The following is an 18,126-nucleotide window of genomic DNA, read 5'->3' as shown; positions in this document are numbered from 1 at the left end:
AGATACCTGATCATGATGAACCGTCGTTCGCTTTTCGTGAAAGCTGCTGCCGCTGGCGCGGCCCTGACCCTGGCCGGCACTACCACTGCTCTGGCCGGTGGCGCCAAAAAGAAAGGCTCGTTCGAGGGTCGTTCGAACCACATCACCAGCGGTTCGGTGAAGCTGGTCAAGGAAGGCGACCGTTACATTGTTGAGCTGGGCGACGACTTCTCGCTGGACGGTGGCCCTGATCCGCGCGTTGCTTTCGGCAAAGATGGTGAGTACGCCCCCGACAGCAAACTGGGCGCGCTGCTGCACCTGACGGGCAAGCAATCCTATGCCGTGCCGCCGACCATGGACGTGTCGGGCTACAACGAAGTGTACATCTGGTGCGAGGTCGCCGGTGTACCGCTGGGCGTTGCATCGCTGAAATAACCACTCTGGTCAGGGGTCGGTTCGTCCGGCCTCTGACACTCGGTTAGGTAACAGGACAACTGTCTGTTACACTCGCCCCAAGGTATTGGAACCGGGGGCGTTTTTTTATGACCAAGATTGCCAAGATCACCTTGTTGTTCGTGGTATTTGTCGACCTGATCGGGCAAGGGCTGGTCTTTCCGATCATCAACTCCCTGATCATGGAAACGAAATCCGGGTTCCTGCCCGACAGCACGCCTGTAGGTCGGAGGCATTTCTACTACGGTCTCGTGATCGGGTGTTTCTTTCTGTCGTGGTTTCTGGGGGTCGTTTACGTCTCGAAAGTCTCGGATTCGATCGGACGCAAGAACGCACTTCTGGTTTGTCTGGGCGGAGCGCTGGTCGGCTACGCCCTGACCATAGCCGCGCTCTATATGAACAGCCTGTTGCTGTTGATCGTCGGGCGTTCGATCACCGGCTTCACGGCTGGCAACCAACCCATCGCGCAGGCGGCGATGATTGATGGCAGCACCGATGCCGCCGACCGCGACCGCAATATGGGATACATCGTGACCGGTGTCAGCTTTGGTCTTGTCGGCGGCCCGATTATCGGAGCGGTCCTGTCCGATGCCGCCCTGCTGGGCAGCTATGCAACCCTGAAAATGCCGTTCTATGGGGCCTTCGTTCTGGTGCTGATTGCTATCTTCCTTGTGGCGGTATTCTTCAAGGACACCCGCGCCGAACGCGCGCCTTTCGTGTTCCGCCCGCGCGACATCACCGACAGTTTGATCGCCGTGCGCGGCCATCCGATGGTTCTGAAAATCCTGCCGGTCTATGCGTTCTTCATGATTGCCAACGTGACCTTCTACGTCTTCGTCGACAACTTCCTGACCAGCGCCTTTGGTTATGGCGTGATAGGTGGCAGCATGGCGATGGTGGTCATCGGCTTTGCGCTGGCCTTCTCCAGCACCTTCCTTGTCAAACCCGCGCAAGAGAGGTTCAGCAAGCACGCAATCATCCACACCTCGCTGATCGTGATGGTGATCTGCGGGCTGGGTTTTGCATTCAGCCCCAGCGGCGTGCTCAGCTATGTGCCGGTCTTCTTCTTCTACTTCCTGTTCGGCATTGCCTACCCGACAATGCTGGGCCTGTTCTCGGCCAGCGTCAGCGAGGCGGATCAGGGCTGGGTCATGGGCGTGACCACCGCCGTCTTCTGTTTGGCCGGCGGCGTCATGTCCCTGATCGGCGGTGGGTTGATGAGCATCGACATCCGCGTGCCCTACTACATCGTGGTCATCGCCGCGATCTGCGGCCTGATCGGAATGCACCGCCGCTGGAAAGGGAAAGAGATAAAGACGCTGTTAGCCTGATATTGTCTCAACCGTCAGATTGCCGTTGGTATAGACGCAGATATCGGCGGCAATCGCCATTGCCTCACGCGCCACCTGTTCGGCCTCTTTGTCGCTGTCCATCATCGCGCGCGCAGCAGCCAGAGCGAAGTTGCCGCCCGATCCGATGGCCGCCACGTTGTGCTCGGGCTCCAGCACGTCCCCTGCCCCGGTAATCACCAGCAAGTCTTTGCCGTCGGTGACGATCAGCATCGCTTCAAGCTTTTGCAGGTATTTGTCGGTGCGCCAGTCCTTGGCCAATTCGACCGAGGCGCGGGCCAATTGTCCCGGCGTGGCCTCAAGCTTGGCCTCCAGCCGTTCCAGCAGCGTAAAGGCATCCGCGGTCGATCCGGCAAACCCGGCGACAACCTCGAATCCACCTGGCGTGAGGCGGCGCACTTTCCGCGCAGTGCCTTTGATCACGGTCTGGCCCAGACTGACTTGACCGTCACCGGCAATCACCACCTGACCGCCCTTTTTGACGCCAATGATGGTTGTGCCATGCCAACCGGGAAATTCGTTGTCCGCCATAAAAGCCTCCGTTCTCGACTGGCATCCTATATGGGCCGGACCCGCCCGCAGCGCAACAGTTCACAAACCGCTTAAAAGATATGCAAGAATCGCAAATCGGGGCTGTCGAACGAGCAATTGTGAGACTCGGAGGAACATCCTAAATGAAACTCACAACCGACAATGGGTCGGCTGTTTCAGTTACAAGGAATGCGCAAATGGCAACTACAGCAAACATCCATGCGCCGCTCGGAGCAGCTACCATCCTGCACGTAGTGGACGCGATCTACAGCACCTACGAAAATGCGGTTCAGTGGAACGCAACCCGCAAAACCCGCAAGGTTTTGTCGGAACTGAGCGACGCTCAACTGGCCGATATCGGTCTGATCCGCGGCGACATCAGAAAAATCTGATCCGCGTCAGGACCGTCAAAGCTCAAGCCGCCCAAATTTGGGGCGGCTTTTATTTTTTGTGGCAGGCGACAGGTCCCAACCCCCGCTTGAAACTGGCATCAGCGCGTGACAAGACTTTGACACCCAGCGGAATTCTTCCCTTTCGGAGTCCTGATGCCCTCAACACCCGACCCTGACATGACCAATGCCGACCGACGGGCGTTTTTTGCCGATGTCGTGCGGCCTTATGATCTGGGGTACAAGCTGATCCGCATCGGGGATTTTGGCGATGGCGGCTATCTGCTGCCGAATGATCTTGAGGATATCGCCGCTTGTTTCTCTCCGGGTGTGTCGCAGCAATCCAGTTTCGAGCTTGATCTGGCCAAACACGGGATTCCTTCGTTCATGGCGGATGGGTCGGTGGATGAACCGATGCTGGATATCCCGAACGCGGTCTTTGTCAAAAAGCATCTGGCGGCGAAATCCGGCCCCGATGTCATTTCGTTGCAGGACTGGATGGATCAGTTCGCACCGCCCGAAGGGGACATGATCCTGCAAATGGATATTGAGGGGGCGGAATATAACGTTCTGTCCACCCTGCCGCCCGACTATCTGAACCGGTTTCGCATCATCGTGCTGGAACTTCACCGCATTCCGTCGATCCTGATCAAACCGGCATCGTTCAAGCGCGCATTCCCGGCGCTGACGGCGCTAAAAGACAACTATGTCTGTGCCCATATTCACCCAAACAACGCTTCGGGTACGGTCGAGGTTGACGACGCGCATTTCCCGCGCGTGATTGAGGCGACCTTCCTGCGGCGGGATCGGGCAAAGCAGATGATCCCCGCACAGAACTTCCCGCACCCGCTGGACCGGCGGCACCGGGCAAAAGCACCGGCGCTGGATCTGCCACACGAATGGATCAGCGCGGCCGAGACTTAGGCAAAGAAAAACGGGCACCGCAGCGCGATGCCCGTTCTGTCCGATTGCAACCGGATCAGATGGATTCGTCGATCCAGCTTTGCAGTGCAGCCTTCGGCGCCGCGCCTGCGCGGTTCGAAACAACCTGACCGTCTTTGAAGATGAACAGCGCCGGGATACCACGCACGCCCATTGCAGCGGCCGAGTTCGGGTTGCTGTCCACATCTACCTTGGCGATTTTTACCTTGTCGCCATATTCGGCGGCCAGCTCTTCCAGAGCGGGGCCGATCTGCTTACAGGGGCCACACCATTCCGCCCAGAAATCGACAACCACGGGGATGTCGGAATTCTTGACTTCGGCGTCAAAGGTATCGTCGGTAACGGCTACGGTCGACATATTCTGTCTCCTGAATGGGGTAAACTCGGGATCAGAACGTAGGGTCGCCGCAGTCCGAGGTCAAGATATCTGGGTGCGGGCCAGCGCATCCGTCACAAGATCGTGTGGCAACCACATGAGGCTGGCCGTGCGCGTCCACAATATTGCCGTTCGGATATCGCGCCCCGGATAGATCTGCGCTAAAGCCTGCGCATAGGCCCCCATCTGGCGCAGTAACCCTTCCGGGCAGGCCGACGGGGCGTCGGGAACGGTGGCATTTGATTTGAAATCAATCACCTGCACTTCGGTATCGGTCACGATCAACCTGTCGATTACGCCATGCATACGATGACCGCTCAGATCAGCGGACACCGGAACTTCGGCCAGCGCGTTACCGGCAAAAACCGATTGCAACTGATCGGCGGTCAGGACATTTTGCGCCTCGGTCAGCAGCTCTTGCCGTTCGGTCTCGTGCATATCGGGTAGAATTCTTGCGCAAAGCCGCGGCCAGTTTTCTTGCGCGACCGCAGGCAAGTGCTCCAACAGCAGATGTAGGCGCGTGCCGCGCAGCTTGGCAGCCTCTTCATCCTGTCCCGTATCTCCGGGCAGCGCTTTGGCCCCGCCCAGATCGGATGGGCTGAGTGTAATCGGCGCGACATCTGGCTGGGTGGCCGGAGAGTTGAAATGTTCGGGCAAAGGCGTTTCGGCAATCTTTGCTTCCGTGTGTTCGACAAGCGGCAGCGAGTCCCAATCTGCGTGAGCCAAACGAAGTGTCTCAGAACCGGGCAGCTGAGTAGCCCCTGCTGCCGACATCGCGGCCTCTACCATCTGATACCAACTGGTTCCGTCTTTACCGACATCCCCGGCCGCACCGACGATGAGCCACTTTTCAGCCCGTGTTAGAGCCACATAAAGCAACCTCAGGCGCTCATTCTCCTCTCGCGCTCGCGCCTCGGCCCTGGCTTGCGCAATCAATGCAGGGGACGCGTCAGCCGGTACTTTCCACAGTGGTGTGCCCTCGCCCACCATAATCTCGGCGTCGCGTGGTGCCTGCCGTTTGCCGGTATCCGGCAGGATCACGATCGGCGCTTCCAACCCTTTGGAGCCATGCACCGTCATCACCCGGATCATGTTGCCGACGCCGCTCATTTGACGTTTGATTTCCAGATCGTCGGTTTGCATCCAGACAAGGAAACCGGTCAGGCTGGGAATATCCGTGCGTTCATAGGCCAGCGCCTGCGACAGCAACGCGTTGATCCCGTCCTCGGCCTCGGCCCCCAGACGCCCCAACAGCTTTCTCCGGCCGTCATGGCGGGTCAGAATGCGTTCAATCAGGTCATAAGGGCGCAGAAAGTCGATCTGACCCCTCAGATCATTTAGAATTTCCAGCGTTTCAGGGAAGTCATCAGCCCGTTGACGCAGAGCCGCCCACAAGAATTGCTCCTGCCGCCGATGCGCCAGATCGAACAACTGCTGTTCGCTCCAACCAAACAACGGTGATTTCAGTACGGTGGCCAGCGACAGGCTGTCTTCGGGCGTAGCCAGAACACTCAGCAGCGCAGCAAGGTCTTTCACGGCCAGTTCAGCGCCGACTTTCAGACGGTCAGCCCCTGCGATGGGCAGACCTTCGGCCTTACAGGCGCGGATGATCTCGGCAAACAGATCGGATCGGCGCTGTACTAGGATCAGGAAATCGCCCGGCTGTACCTTACGCCGCACGAAAGTGCCGGGGGCCTCGCCATCTTCGGGGATCGTCTCGCCGCGCTCGATCATGTTCCTGATGGATTGCGCCACCTTCTCGGCCAGTATGACAGTGTGATGCCGCGATCCGGGTCGGTCGACCGGATCGGTCCAGTCGCCATCCTCGTCGTCTTCGACTTTTTCGACAACCGGCCACAGATCGACCCGGCCGGGCAGATCGGATTTGAATGCGCGGTGCTGGCTGTCCTTGTGAAACCCGGCCTCAGCCCGATTTTCGAACAGGATATCGACCAGAGACAGGATTGCGCTGGAGGATCGGAACGAATACTCCAGCGTCGAATCCCACAGTTTAGAGCCTGATTCAGCCAATCTGCGCCCAAATTCCTGCTGCATTCTGTCAAAGGCTGCCGGGTCGGCCCCCTGAAAGGAATAGATCGATTGTTTCTTGTCGCCGACCACAAAGATCGTGCGCTCAACCCCGGATCTTGCGCCCTCGCCGCTGGTGAATTCCTGCGCCAGTTTCTCAACCACATCCCATTGATCGGGGCTGGTGTCCTGCGCCTCGTCCACGAGGATATGGTCGATGCCGCCGTCCAGTCGGTACAGCACCCATTCCGCCACCGCCGGGTCATTCAGAACCTGCCGTGCGCGGAGGATCAGATCGTCGAAATCCAGCCAGCCGCGCAGTTGTTTGCGCCGTTCATATTCGGGCAGGAAGGCGGCGGCGAAACGGTGCAGGACATGCGTCTTGCGCGCGGCAATCAGCGCCAATCTCTGTTCCCGCGCAGCTTCGACCCGCAGCATGAGGGATTCCAGCTGCGGCATCTGCGCGGCCAACGCCCCTTCGCGCAGGGCCTTGGTGGGAAAACTGTTGATCTTGGCGGTAAAGGGCTCCTTAGCGGCCTTTCCGGTTAGAAACACGCTTTCCAAAATGGGCAGACTGCCGATCCGAGCTTCGGTAAATGACGCCAGTTTGACCGCCGCCTTGGCATTGTTGCCGCCGCTTTCCGTCAATGCGGGCAGGATCGAGCGGATCAGGTCGACCTCACCACCCAGAAACACGCGGGCTTTTAGGGCGTCCTCATCAATTCCCTCTGGCAGTTCGAATTTTCGCAGCAGATCGGCCCAGTCCAACGGCTGCGCGAACAGATTACGTTTGTGAGTGATGGCTGAGGTGAGGTTTTCAAAGCCCGTATCGGTGACGAACCGGGCGACATCCTCGATCAGCGTAGCCTGCGGTCCTTCGGCAAAATCCTCAACAATCTCATCGCGTAACAGGGCCGCGGCGCGATCCTCCATTTCAGAGAATTGCGGGCTGACTCCGGCTTCAAGCGGAAAACGCCGCAAAAGCGAGGCACAGAACGAGTGGATGGTCTGGATTTTCAACCCACCCGGCGTCTCAATCGCGCGCGCAAACAGGGTGCGCGCCTGCGCCAGCCGGTCAGGATCAATGACCCCGGGCACGCCCAGATCGGTCAGCTGCGCCAGCAAGGGGGTATCCCCCAGCATCGCCCATTCCCCGAGCCGCTTGAACAGCCTGTTCTGCATCTCACTGGCCGCGGCCTTGGTGTAGGTCAGGCAAAGGATGTGCTGCGGCTGCACCCCGCCCAGCAGCAAGCGGGCCACCCGGTCGGTCAGAACCCGCGTCTTGCCCGATCCCGCGTTTGCCGCCAACCAGGTTGAGGCATCGGGCCGCGCCGCCTGCACCTGCCGTTCTGTCGCATCATTGCGGGCGCTCATTTCAGCACCTCAGGATCGGTTTCATCGGTGCGGTCCCATTCGCCGAAACGTGCCAGATGATCATAGTCGCCAATATCGGTGTCCTTGTGCAGCATCCGGCGAGAAGTGAAGCCCTGATCAGGCTCTAAATAGGCAGAAATCAACTCTTTTAGCTCTGCCAAAACCTTGTCTGGCGGCTCTTTGGCCAAGGGGGCTGCGACCTCTTTGTAGGTGCCGCCCATGCCTATGAAGACCGCCTCTGCCACGGGCAACGGGTCGATGCCCTCGATAGCGCCCTGCTCAGCCATGGCGGCCTCGATCAGCAGCTGCTTGTCAAACTTGGCCTGCTGACTTTCGGTTGGAGGGGTGCCGGTTTTGTAGTCCACGATCCGCAGCGCACCGCGGCTGTTGTGATCAATCCGGTCGGCGCGGCCAGCGATGGTGAAATCCAGCGGCGACAGCACCAGTTTCATCGCGGCTTCAAAGGCCACTGGCCCGCCGTCGCCACGACGAGCAATTTCCGCAGTCAGGAAATCGTCAGCAATCCGTTCAAGCCGCGCCAGCCACAACTTGCGCGCAGTCGGCCAAGCGACATGCTTGTCCAACAGGGTTTCGGCGCGTTTCAGGAAGTTCTCTCTGGTCAGCAAAGCTGTATCAAGCACGCTGTCCTTGACGAAATGTTCGAGGATTTCGTGGATGACGATCCCGCGCAGCAACGCATCCGGGGCCTGCACCAGCGGGTCCAGCGGGCGCAAACGCAGAACATGTTTGGCGTAGATCGCGTATGGATCGCGGATCAGACGTTTGATTTCGGTGACGCTCATACGGCGCGGGCGTGCGGCAACCGGTGGGCGCGGAGACGGGCGCGGCGCGGGTTCGATCCGGGGTGCGGCCTCTAACTGTTCCGACCAGCGCAGGTATTCCTGACCCCGAGCGCGCATAGCGGTCAAAGCTTGGGGACCACCCTGCCCCGGCAACCCCTGCAACAGGTTCGTCATCCGGTTCAACCAGCGCGACGGGACGGTTTCGGCGTCATCGGAACGGGTCGCGCGGGTCAGCCAGACTTCGGGTGCGCCGACCGCCTGCTGGAAATCATGAGCTGAAAGACCAATGCGGCGTTCGGGCAGCAAAAGACCGGCCTTATCGCGCATCTGACGGTTCAGCCACGGGTCGGGTGCGGCGGCCTCGGGCCAGCTGCCTTCGTTCAGCCCTCCCAGAATCAGCAGATCGGCCCCCTGCACCCGCGCTTCGAGCGTGCCCCAGATCATGATGTGCGGATGCGGCGCGTCGCGGTCGCGAACCTCTTCCCCCGCCAACAGCGCGCCCAGCAGATCAGCGAAATCATGGGCGGTCATAGGGCCGCCATGTCCAGCCTCATCCTCCAGCGCGGTCAAAACCGACAGCGCCTTTTGACCTGCGTTCTTCTCCCACAGCGGGCCGATCTCACCTTCGCTGCCGGTCGAGATCGCTTCGGCCAATGCACGCAGGCGGTTGACCCAGTCAGACAAAGGCAGCTCACCGGTGATGTGCTGATCGCAGAAATGGGTGATCAGCCAGCGCATCCAATCCTCTGGCGCCTCTTTGCGGATAGCAAAGGCGGTCAGGCTGGCGCTGTCGGGGAATGGCGGGCCGTGCCGCCTCAGGTCCAATTCCAGATCGCGGGTATGCAGCAGATGTGCGCCACGATCGCCGCCGCCATGGCAGAGTGGATGTTTCAGCAAGGTCAGCAGCGCTTCACCCTCCAACCGCCGCGCAAACAGTCCCGCCACGTGACGCAGGAATCGACCCGGAGGTGACAGTTGCAATGGAAGGCCCGCGCTGTCATCGGGCAGAATGTTCCAGCGATCCAGTGCAGCGCTGACCTGACGGGTCAGCATGCGGTCGGGTGTGATCAGCGCTGCGGCCTGACCGGTTTCCGCTGCTTCGCGCAGGCGTAGCGCGATGGCCAATGCCTCGGCGCGCGGGGATTGCGCCTCAACCAGTGTCAGATCTTTTGTCGCGCCGTCCAGATCGGTCAGGCACGGCCCTTCGGACATCCACGCGTCGGTGATCGGGGCAGGACGTAAAGCAAGCGAAATCAGCTGGTTACGGGCAGGGGACGGGGCAGGGTCATTGGTCCAATGTTCGATCTGGTCTGGCTGTAGCTCAAGCCGGGTCATCAACTTGCGGAACCGGTATTGCGGGTGATCTTCCGAGGTCAGCGCGTCATCCAACCCCTGCCACACATGATCCGGTTGGTCGAAATCGTACCCCGGCAGGATCAGTGCGCCTTGCGGCAGGCGAGCCACGGCCTCCATCAGCATCAGGGTGGTGCCGCGTGACCCGGTTGAGCCTGCAAGGATCACCGGGTGTTTCGGCGGTGTCTCCTGCCAGCGGTCAATCAGGTTTTCCACTACCAGCCGCTGCCGCGCCTGCGCGTCCAGCGCATCAGGACCCGAGTCGACAAAGTGATCCGCGATACCAATGAAAGCCTGCGCGCGCGCCCAGTGGCCGGACATGTCGCTGACATCCAGTTGCCGGATTGCACCGGGTAAAACCCCTTCGCCCTGCATCTCGTCAATTAATGCGGCCAGAGTGTCGGACAGGTCAAACAGCGAGGATCGCGCCGCCAGATCTGGCTGTTGCTCCAACAGCTTAGAGATCAGCTGTGTCAGTTCCAGCCTGCGCCGCAGCGGCGGGATGGCGGGTGGGATTTGCGCCAGATCCACGCTTTCGCCCAGATCGGTGACCAAAGAGAGGCGCGGCAGCAGGCAGGCCGGACCCTGATCAAACAACTCACGTACGCGACGGGCCATGCGGCGGGTATTCACCACCAGCTGCACGCGCGCCAAAGCCTCGGGCGGGCGGTTGGCAGAGCGGCGGCGCAGCCCCTCTACCAGTGTTTTGGGAAAGTCCGCGCCCGGCGGCACGGCAAAGACTCGAGGCGCGGCACTGGGCTCAAACATCAGCGATCAAGCCTTCGGCCAAGGCGATCCCTTCGGGCCGGCCCACATCGCACCAGCGACCGGGATAGGTGGCGGCGAACAGTCGACCCTGTTTATGCATTTGATCCCAGAGAACATTCAGCGAGAACGCACCGTCTGAAATCGCCGCCAACCCGTCAGTTTTCATGATCTGCGCACCCCCATAGACCAAGCCGGGACCGCGGGTGATCCGACCCTGAACGTCAGCGGTGAAATCGCCCGGTCCGGCATGACCGATTGTCTGTTCGACAGGAACGCACATCAGCAAGGCGTCCATTCGGTCCGGGTCCCACGCCGCGCGCAGCAGGGCCAACGGGTTCGGTCCGGCCCAGATCGCATCCGTATTCAGGGTGTAGACCGGCCCGGGCCCCAGCAAGGGCAGAGCGGCGCGCAGACCGCCGCCGGTTTCTAGAATTTCGGGTTGTTCGTGGGACAACAGCACGCCTTTCGGGGCCAGATGCGTCTCAAGCTGATCGGGCAGGTAATGCAGGTTGGCCACGGTGCGATCGGGTCCCAGATCGTCCACCAAATCCAGGGCATGGTCGATCAACGGACGGCCCGCGACCTCGATCAGCGGCTTGGGCCGGTCCTTTGTCAGAGCGCCCATCCGGGTGCCGAACCCGGCGGCAAACAGCATCACGGCATCGGGGTGTTGGGTCATGTCTGTCTGAGCCTGTCCAGATTTTCCGGGATAGGCGCGGGCAGGGCCTCTCGCAGCAGATCGGCAACCGTAATCAGGGCTGGGTGGTTCAGGTCCCGCATCAGATGCGCCCAGGTGGATGGGATCAGGTCGATATACTGGGGTTTGCCGTATTCCGTCGCCAGCCGGGCGAAGACACCCAAAATCCGCAGGTTCCGTTGCGCTCCCAGCACTGCGTAGGCAGTGCGAAAATCATGATCGTCCACACCGGTCGCTGAGATGTACCGGTTCACCATCCGCATCTCAGTCCCTGGTGCCACGTTGCGGCGCACGTCCTGAAGCATCGAAACCAGATCATAGGCGGGATGGCCCAGCATGGCGGTTTGAAAATCCAGCAGGCCCACGCGCTTCACCCCCTCGCGATCCGGCAGCCAGATCATGTTCTCGGCGTGATAATCGCGTTGTACGACCACTTTGCAGCCCGAGGTTTCGCGATGCAGAATGTCCGAGAAACGATGCTCGAACCGGACCCGCGCGTCTGCATCGTGATCTCCCAGAATGGCCTGCGCGTATTTGGTGAATGACAGCGCCGCCAGTTCGGTCATTAGGGTCGGATCATAAGACGACAGCGACAGAGTGGGGGCTTTATGCAGCTCGACCAGCACATCAGTTGCGGCCTCATAAAGCTCGCGTTCCATCTTTGGGGATTGCTCAAGAACGCGGGCGAACAAATCGTCGCCCAGATCTTCCAGCAGAAGAAAGCCAAACTCGGTGTCTTCGGCATAGATCTCAGGAGCGCTCAGGCCGATTTTACGCAGATATTCGGCCATGCGGACAAAAGCCTCAACCGGTTCGGCCTTGCCTGGAGGAGAGTCCATGAACACTGCCGTGCGCCCGGTGTCGGGATCGGTCAATCTTTCGTATCGGCGGTTCGAGGCATCCCCGGCCAAAGGCGCGCGCGTTGCGTTGGACCAGGGTGTTTGAGCTATCAGAGCCTCGGCCAGTACTGCCCGGTTCGTCATTGGGTATTCTCCAGTTTCCGGGACCATTTCGGGTCGGACCATGACAGGGTCAGTTGGCGTTTTTCCATAATATTAGGGTCTGTTTTTAAGTGTAAAGTCAGGGCAGAAGTAGGCGTCAGCGGCCCCAGTTTCTCGGGCCATTCGATCAGGCAGATGGCGCTGTCGAATGCCTCGGACAGGCCCAGTTCCTCGATCTCTTCCAGGGCGCTCAGCCGGTACAAATCGCAATGCCAGATCTCGCCGGGCGGCGTGTCGTATGCCTGCACCAGCGTGAAAGTGGGTGAAGGGACATCCTCGGGCACTGTCATCAGCGACTGGATCAGACTGCGGGCGAAATGGGTTTTGCCGGTGCCGATCTCACCTTCGAGCAGCAGAATGTCGCCGGGGCGCAGTTCCGCACCCAGCCGCGTGGCCATCGCCGCGGTATCTTCGGGTGAATTCAGGGTGATCGAACGGGCCTGTAACGTCATGGCGTCACAATGGCCTTACGCCCGGTCGGCTGCAACCCGGTTCAGGCGCTGATTTGTTGGATCGGCGTATCAGCCATTGCGTGCTCATCCGCCGCAAAGCGGACAATCGTCGCGCCGTTCTGCATCGGACTGACGGTGCAGGTGAGGTTGGTGCCATTGCGCAGTCGCAGAGCACTGGACCATTCGGCGCGGTTGTCGCGCATTTCCACGAAGTCGCGGATTTCGCCCAGAATTGGCGAGGCGGCGCATTGTTCCTGCCATCCGCGCGTTACATCCAGCACTGTATCCGGCTCAAAGCCAGCCTCACCTGTATCGCCCCACAATTGCTGATAGGCGCGGTTGGTGAAGGCCAGCGTTCCGTCATCACCAAAGACCGCGATGGCATCGACCAGCTTGTCCAGCACCGATTGCATCAGGTCCATTTCCGAACGGAACCGGCGCGTCAACGTGATCTCAGCGGTGATATCTTCGAACAAAAAGGCCACGGCACCGTCCGGGTGGGGGCGTCCGCTGACCGAATAGACCGATCCTGACGGCAGCGACCAGGTTTCCTGATAATTCCCGTCCTCGGCCGCTTCGAGCAGGTCGTTCATCTGATTGCGCCAGCCGCGGTAATTCTTGGGTTCCGGCATCATGTGCTGATCGCGCAACCGGTCAAAAAAGCTGGACAGGCTGGGGCGGCAGCTGAGGAAATCCGGGGGCAGGGTGGTCAGATCGATCAGCGCCGGGTTGAACAGGGCCAACTGCCGGTTGCGATCGAAAATCGCCAATCCGATCGACAGCTGCGCGAAGGTTTTCGTCATCGTCTGGACGAATTTGCGCTGGGCCGTTTCAGCGGCAACAATGGCGTTGATATCGACGGCGTAACAAAGATGGCCTTCGGGATGATCCACAAGGGTCAGGTCGAACCAGAGCTTGTTGTCATTCTCTTCGGACGAGATCGAGATACGGGTCTTCGCCCCCAACCGCGCATCTCCGTCCGCGCCGGTAAACAGTGGTGCGGTCAGATCGGTATCCTGACCCCGCACTTTGCGCACCAGCGCAACATAGGCTGCATTGCACCAGCGCACATTGCTTTGATGATCCAACAGCCAGACCGGATAGGGCGCTTGTTCCATTGCCAGGCGGATCGGATCCTGCGCATCGCGCTGAACTGGGGCAGGGCATTCCGAGCGGTCGCGCAGGTGAACCCTGACGATGCCGTCAATCCATTCGCACAGCACGTCCCGCTCAACCGTGCAGTCAATGGCCGGAATGACCAGAGTGCCGTCACGCCGGACCAGATCGGGGGTTTCGGGAAAGCTTGGAAAGTCCCGTTGCAACAAACGCCGCAAATCTTGCCAGTCACGGACCGCTTCGAACCCTTCCAATGCGATATCGGAATGGCTGATCAGCCTGTCGCCGTCGAACAGAAACACAGCGTCGTACAGCGAGGCAGGCGCAGAAAGGCCGAAATTATCGCCGCGCTGCCGGGTGCGCGGCAAAAGCCACTGCACCGCCAGACTGGCGGAAACCAGACTGATAGCTGCCAGAATAATCCAGTCGACCATATGCCCCTCGGGTCTGAAACCACAAACCGGGACTATGCGCCGAAATGGTTAACGGGGTCTTAATTCAGACCTGAATGCGCTGGTTTGCGCCCGAGGGCACTGGGGTATCGCCGGTCTGCGCATCCACCAGCTTGCGCGGCCACGAGACCCGCACGATCGCGCCCCGGCGGTCGGGATTGTCGCTCAGGTTCTGATAAGGGTCAGACCCGTTGGCAAAATGCAACTCGGCCCCGCTGCGCTCGAGCAGGGTTTTGGCGATGAACAGGCCCAATCCCATGCCTTCGTACTCCGGGCGGGTTTTCTGATCTTTGTCGCTGCGGCGGCGGCGCATGAACGGATCGCCGATCCGACCGATCATGTGCGCCGGATAGCCGCGTCCGTCATCCATGATAGTGACAGTGATGTGATCTGAGGTCCACTCGGCCTCGACCCAGACATTGGCGCGGGCGAAATCCACCCCGTTCTGGATCAGGTTGCGCAGACCGTGGATGATCTCGGGCTTGCGCAGGATCGAGGGCTGCTGCACGTCCCCGCCTTCGGCCGGGCCTTCCGCAAAATGTACGCTCTTGCCACGACGGATATGCGGCTCGGCGGCCTCGTGAATGACGGTCGACAGCGGGGCCTGTCGCAGATGCAGGTCATCTTTGCCCGCGCGCCCCATGTCACGCAGGATATCGCGGCAGCGGTTGGCCTGCTCGCGGATCAGGGCGGCGTCTTCCTTCAGGTCGGGGCGGTCATCCAATTCCTCGATCAGCTCAGAGCTGGTCAGCTTGATCGTAGCCAGAGGCGTTCCCAGCTCATGCGCCGCGGCCGCCACAACGCCGCCCAGATCGGTCAGTTTCTGTTCCCGCGCCAGCGCCATATGGGTGGCCGAGAGGGCCTCGGACATGGACTGAACCTCGGAGCTGACGCGATGGGAATATGCGCCGATAAAGACAATGGCGATGACAATCGCGGCCCAGTTGCCGAACAGCAGAATATCGGGGATTTCCAGCATTACCCCAGCCCCGGTGCGGAGTGGCAGATGGAATTCAGCCAGCAAACTGGTCAAGACAATCGCCACGCCGCCCACGATCAGGGTTGAACGCGTGCTCATCACATTGGCCGAGATTGTTACCGGGCCCAGCAGCAGCAGGGCAAACGGGTTGTTCAGCCCGCCTGTCAGATACAGCAGAACAGCCAACTGCGTCAGGTCGAACAGCACCATCAGGAAGTTCTCAAACTCGGTCAGGCGCTTGCTTTGCGGAAACAGAAGGATGGCCGTCATGTTGCCCATGACCGAGACGCCAATAGCCAGATAACACAGCGCCAGTTCAAGCTGCACATCATAGTATTGCTGCGCGACCGTGATGGCGGTGAACTGGCCAACTATGGCCACCCAGCGCAACAGGATCAGCGTGCGCAGCCGAATCCAGCTGCTGCGTTCCTGACCGCGCCATAATGTGATGTTGGAATTTGCCATCGGTCTATTATGTCCTGTTGCATCGGCTGATCATCTTGATAGGTGTCCCGGCCGAAACGATCAACAACCCCTCTGATCTCAGGATAGATGTCATGGTCCGTCTTTACGCCATCCTTGCAACCATTGTACTTGCCGTCGGTATGGGCGCCATGTGGCTGCTGACACGTGGTGCGGGGTCGGATGACCAGTTCGCGCAATGCCGCTCCAGCCAGATCGCGGGCGGCGCGGCGGCCATTGGCGGCCCGTTTGAACTGATCAACGGCAAGGGTGAGACAGTTACCGATGCGGATGTGATCACCGAGCCGACATTGGTTTATTTCGGTTATACTTTCTGCCCCGATGTCTGCCCCTTCGACATGTCCCGCAACGCCGAAGCCGTGGACATTCTGGCCGAGCGGGGCCAGTCGGTGACGCCGCTGTTCATCTCGATCGACCCGGATCGAGACACGCCCGAGGTGGTGGATGACTATGCCTTCAATCTGGGCGGCAAAACCATCGCGCTGACCGGCTCGCCCGAGCAGGTCAAGGCCGCAAGCCAAGCCTACAAGACCTACTACAAAGCCCATGACAAAAGCGACGAATACTATCTGGTCGATCATTCCACCTTTACCTATCTGATGACGCCGGATGAGGGATTCCTTGAATTCTTCAACCGCGATGACACGGCCGAGCAGATGGCGGACAAGGTCGGGTGCTTTCTGGATAAGCTGTGATGCGTTTGACCTTTGGCTGGGCGCTGCTATTACTCATGACTAAGCCAAAGGCGTGAAATAGCGGAAAGAATGGAATATGGCGGACAGCTCTGACCTTGATATCGGCCCCGATAAATCCCTGCTTCTGGTGGATGACGATGAGCCGTTTCTGAGACGTCTGGCCAAGGCCATGGAAAAGCGCGGGTTCGAGGTTGAAACCGCAGGCTCTGTCGCTGCTGGCCGCGCGATTTCCACTGCCCGCCCACCTGCCTATGCCGTGGTCGATCTGCGGCTTGAGGATGGCAATGGTCTGGACGTGGTCGAGGTGCTGCGTGAAAAGCGCCCCGACAGTCGGGTTGTTGTTCTGACCGGATATGGAGCGATTGCCACAGCCGTGGCCGCCGTGAAAATCGGCGCGACTGACTATCTGTCCAAGCCCGCCGATGCCACCGACATCACCAATGCGCTGCTGACCAAGGGCGACGAACTGCCGCCGCCGCCGGAAAACCCCATGAGCGCGGACCGCGTGCGCTGGGAGCATATCCAGCGGGTGTATGAGCTGTGCGACCGGAATGTCTCTGAAACCGCGCGCCGGTTGAACATGCACCGCCGCACATTGCAGCGGATCTTGGCCAAGCGCAGCCCGCGCTGACCCTTGCCCAACACAAGAGGCCCCGATGATCCCGCCCGAGATAGCCTTGGTTTTTATCGGCGCCGCAATCGCGCTGGCGGCGGTGCCGGGACCTGACAATATTTTCGTACTGACGCAATCGGCGGTGCATGGTCGGCGGGCCGGACTTGTGGTGACATTGGGTCTGGCCTCGGGCCTGTTTTTTCACACCACTGCCGTCGCGCTTGGCGTGGCCGCAATTTTCCAGACCTCGCAATATGCGTTTACCGCTCTGAAATATGCCGGGGCCGCGTATCTGGTGTATCTGGCGTGGAAGGCATTTCGCGCCTCGGCGTCGCGGTTCGATCAGTCTCAGGCGATCTCGGAAACCGCGCCACAACAGTTCCGACGCGGCCTGATCATGAACATTGCCAACCCGAAAGTGACGGTGTTCTTTTTGGCGTTCCTGCCGCAATTCGTGGACCCGCTGAACGGCTCGATCATTGCGCAGTTCTACCAGCTGGGCGCATTGATGTTCGTGGCGACCATCGTGGTCTTTGGTGTGGTCGCGCTGGCTGCGGGATGGTTAGGCGACTGGCTGAAAGATTCACCCTCTGCACAGGTCTGGCTGAACCGCATCAGCGGGATGGTTTTTCTGACGCTTGCCCTGAAGCTGGCCACCTCTGAGCGATAGGCGGCACTTGGTGGTCGTAAGCTGCCACTGCACTACTTGATATTTCGTTATGCGCGTAACCTCCTAAGGAGAAATCAGCCATGCCCGCACTCACGTTTTCCCATATCGGCATCACCGTCCCAGACCTTGAAAAAGCGGTCGAGTTCTATTCCAAAGCCTTCGGCCTCTACGTCCTGATGGAGCCAACCGAGGTTCACCATGACGACAGTGCAATTGGTCAGATGTGTGACGACGTGTTCGGCGAAGGCTGGGGCTCGTTCCGGATTGCGCATCTTTCCATGGGTGATGGTGTCGGGATCGAACTGTTCGAATTCCCCAATACGATCGAGGAAGAACGCCCGTTTGAATACTGGCGGCGTGGCCTGTTCCACTTTTGTGTACAAGACGACAATCTGGAAGAGCGGGTCAAAATCATCGAAGAACTGGGGGGCAAGCAGCGCATGAAACAGGTGCGCAAATACTATCCCGGCGAAAAGCCCTATCGCATGGTCTATATGGAAGATCCGTTCGGCAATGTGTTCGAGCTTTACAGCCACTCTTACGAATTGACCTATTCGGCCGGTGCCTATCAGTAACGGTTCGTGCTGACCGTCTGCTGACGCTTTGGTGATTTGAACCTTTGC

The 18,126-nt window shown here is 59.8% G+C and carries 17 protein-coding genes; 8 read left to right on the top strand and 9 right to left on the bottom strand.

Annotation, left to right across the window (positions count from 1 at the left end):
* Nucleotides 1–12 precede the first annotated feature (12 nt).
* Nucleotides 13–414 carry a DM13 domain-containing protein gene (locus tag ACOQOY_RS11315; RefSeq protein ID WP_420585521.1) on the top strand — a complete coding sequence of 134 codons (402 nt, stop codon included), beginning with the start codon at nucleotides 13–15 and terminating at the stop codon, nucleotides 412–414.
* 107 nt (nucleotides 415–521) lie between these two features.
* Nucleotides 522–1,763 carry an MFS transporter gene (locus ACOQOY_RS11310; protein WP_420585520.1) on the top strand — a complete coding sequence of 414 codons (1,242 nt, stop codon included), beginning with the start codon at nucleotides 522–524 and terminating at the stop codon, nucleotides 1,761–1,763.
* Here ACOQOY_RS11310 and hslV read toward each other — a convergent pair.
* On the bottom strand, nucleotides 1,755–2,312 hold the full coding sequence (gene hslV / locus ACOQOY_RS11305) for an ATP-dependent protease subunit HslV (protein WP_420585519.1): 558 nt from the start codon (nucleotides 2,310–2,312) through the stop codon (nucleotides 1,755–1,757). The genes ACOQOY_RS11310 and hslV overlap by 9 nt on opposite strands.
* A gap of 197 nt (nucleotides 2,313–2,509) precedes the next feature.
* Between hslV and ACOQOY_RS11300 the strand changes: the two genes are divergently transcribed.
* Nucleotides 2,510–2,704, top strand: coding sequence for a DUF1127 domain-containing protein (locus ACOQOY_RS11300; RefSeq protein ID WP_420585518.1), 195 nt, complete (start codon nucleotides 2,510–2,512; stop codon nucleotides 2,702–2,704).
* A 153-nt stretch (nucleotides 2,705–2,857) separates the two neighbouring features.
* Complete coding sequence (locus ACOQOY_RS11295; protein WP_420585517.1) at nucleotides 2,858–3,625, top strand: FkbM family methyltransferase; 768 nt, start codon at nucleotides 2,858–2,860, stop codon at nucleotides 3,623–3,625.
* A gap of 55 nt (nucleotides 3,626–3,680) precedes the next feature.
* Here the strand turns inward: ACOQOY_RS11295 and trxA are convergent, their stop codons facing one another.
* The 8 genes from trxA to regB form a co-directional block, all read right to left on the bottom strand.
* Entirely contained in the window at nucleotides 3,681–4,001 is a 321-nt protein-coding gene (trxA, locus tag ACOQOY_RS11290) for a thioredoxin (protein ID WP_298382016.1), read from the bottom strand.
* 60 nt (nucleotides 4,002–4,061) lie between these two features.
* The gene (gene addA, locus ACOQOY_RS11285; protein ID WP_420585516.1) at nucleotides 4,062–7,421 is read right to left on the bottom strand and encodes a double-strand break repair helicase AddA; all 3,360 of its coding nucleotides are present in this window, start codon (nucleotides 7,419–7,421) and stop codon (nucleotides 4,062–4,064) included.
* Complete coding sequence (gene addB, locus ACOQOY_RS11280; RefSeq protein ID WP_420585515.1) at nucleotides 7,418–10,345, bottom strand: double-strand break repair protein AddB; 2,928 nt, start codon at nucleotides 10,343–10,345, stop codon at nucleotides 7,418–7,420. The genes addA and addB overlap by 4 nt, the downstream gene beginning before the upstream one ends.
* Nucleotides 10,338–11,024, bottom strand: a complete 687-nt coding sequence (locus ACOQOY_RS11275) for a nucleotidyltransferase family protein (protein ID WP_420585514.1) — start codon at nucleotides 11,022–11,024, stop codon at nucleotides 10,338–10,340. The genes addB and ACOQOY_RS11275 overlap by 8 nt, the downstream gene beginning before the upstream one ends.
* Nucleotides 11,021–12,025: an aminoglycoside phosphotransferase family protein gene (locus ACOQOY_RS11270; protein WP_420585513.1), complete on the bottom strand. Its 1,005-nt coding sequence runs from the start codon at nucleotides 12,023–12,025 to the stop codon at nucleotides 11,021–11,023. Before ACOQOY_RS11270 ends, ACOQOY_RS11275 begins: the two co-directional genes overlap by 4 nt.
* Nucleotides 12,022–12,495 carry a tRNA (adenosine(37)-N6)-threonylcarbamoyltransferase complex ATPase subunit type 1 TsaE gene (gene tsaE / locus ACOQOY_RS11265; RefSeq protein WP_420585512.1) on the bottom strand — a complete coding sequence of 158 codons (474 nt, stop codon included), beginning with the start codon at nucleotides 12,493–12,495 and terminating at the stop codon, nucleotides 12,022–12,024. The genes ACOQOY_RS11270 and tsaE overlap by 4 nt, the downstream gene beginning before the upstream one ends.
* A 41-nt stretch (nucleotides 12,496–12,536) precedes the next feature.
* A complete protein-coding gene (locus tag ACOQOY_RS11260) occupies nucleotides 12,537–14,045 on the bottom strand; it encodes a PAS-domain containing protein (RefSeq protein WP_420585511.1) in 1,509 nt (502 codons plus the stop codon).
* Between the two features lie 64 nt (nucleotides 14,046–14,109).
* Nucleotides 14,110–15,507, bottom strand: a complete 1,398-nt coding sequence (gene regB, locus ACOQOY_RS11255; RefSeq protein ID WP_420585510.1) for a sensor histidine kinase RegB — start codon at nucleotides 15,505–15,507, stop codon at nucleotides 14,110–14,112.
* Nucleotides 15,508–15,599: 92 nt separating this feature from the next.
* On the opposite strand from regB, the gene ACOQOY_RS11250 reads away from it, so the two are divergent.
* From ACOQOY_RS11250 to ACOQOY_RS11235, 4 genes are all read left to right on the top strand, one after another.
* Nucleotides 15,600–16,220 (top strand): SCO family protein, encoded by a 621-nt coding sequence (locus ACOQOY_RS11250; protein ID WP_420585509.1) that lies wholly within the window; start codon nucleotides 15,600–15,602, stop codon nucleotides 16,218–16,220.
* 76 nt (nucleotides 16,221–16,296) lie between these two features.
* A complete protein-coding gene (locus ACOQOY_RS11245) occupies nucleotides 16,297–16,851 on the top strand; it encodes an ActR/PrrA/RegA family redox response regulator transcription factor (RefSeq protein ID WP_420585508.1) in 555 nt (184 codons plus the stop codon).
* 25 nt (nucleotides 16,852–16,876) lie between these two features.
* Entirely contained in the window at nucleotides 16,877–17,503 is a 627-nt protein-coding gene (locus ACOQOY_RS11240) for a LysE family translocator (RefSeq protein WP_420585507.1), read from the top strand.
* An 80-nt stretch (nucleotides 17,504–17,583) separates the two neighbouring features.
* Entirely contained in the window at nucleotides 17,584–18,078 is a 495-nt protein-coding gene (locus ACOQOY_RS11235) for a lactoylglutathione lyase family protein (protein ID WP_420585506.1), read from the top strand.
* Nucleotides 18,079–18,126 lie beyond the last annotated feature (48 nt).

This window comes from Ruegeria sp. (genome assembly GCF_965221235.1).
Classification (GTDB): domain Bacteria; phylum Pseudomonadota; class Alphaproteobacteria; order Rhodobacterales; family Rhodobacteraceae; genus Ruegeria.
Note: the sequence above shows the minus strand (reverse complement) of the source record. Positions and strands in the feature narration are given on the sequence as shown.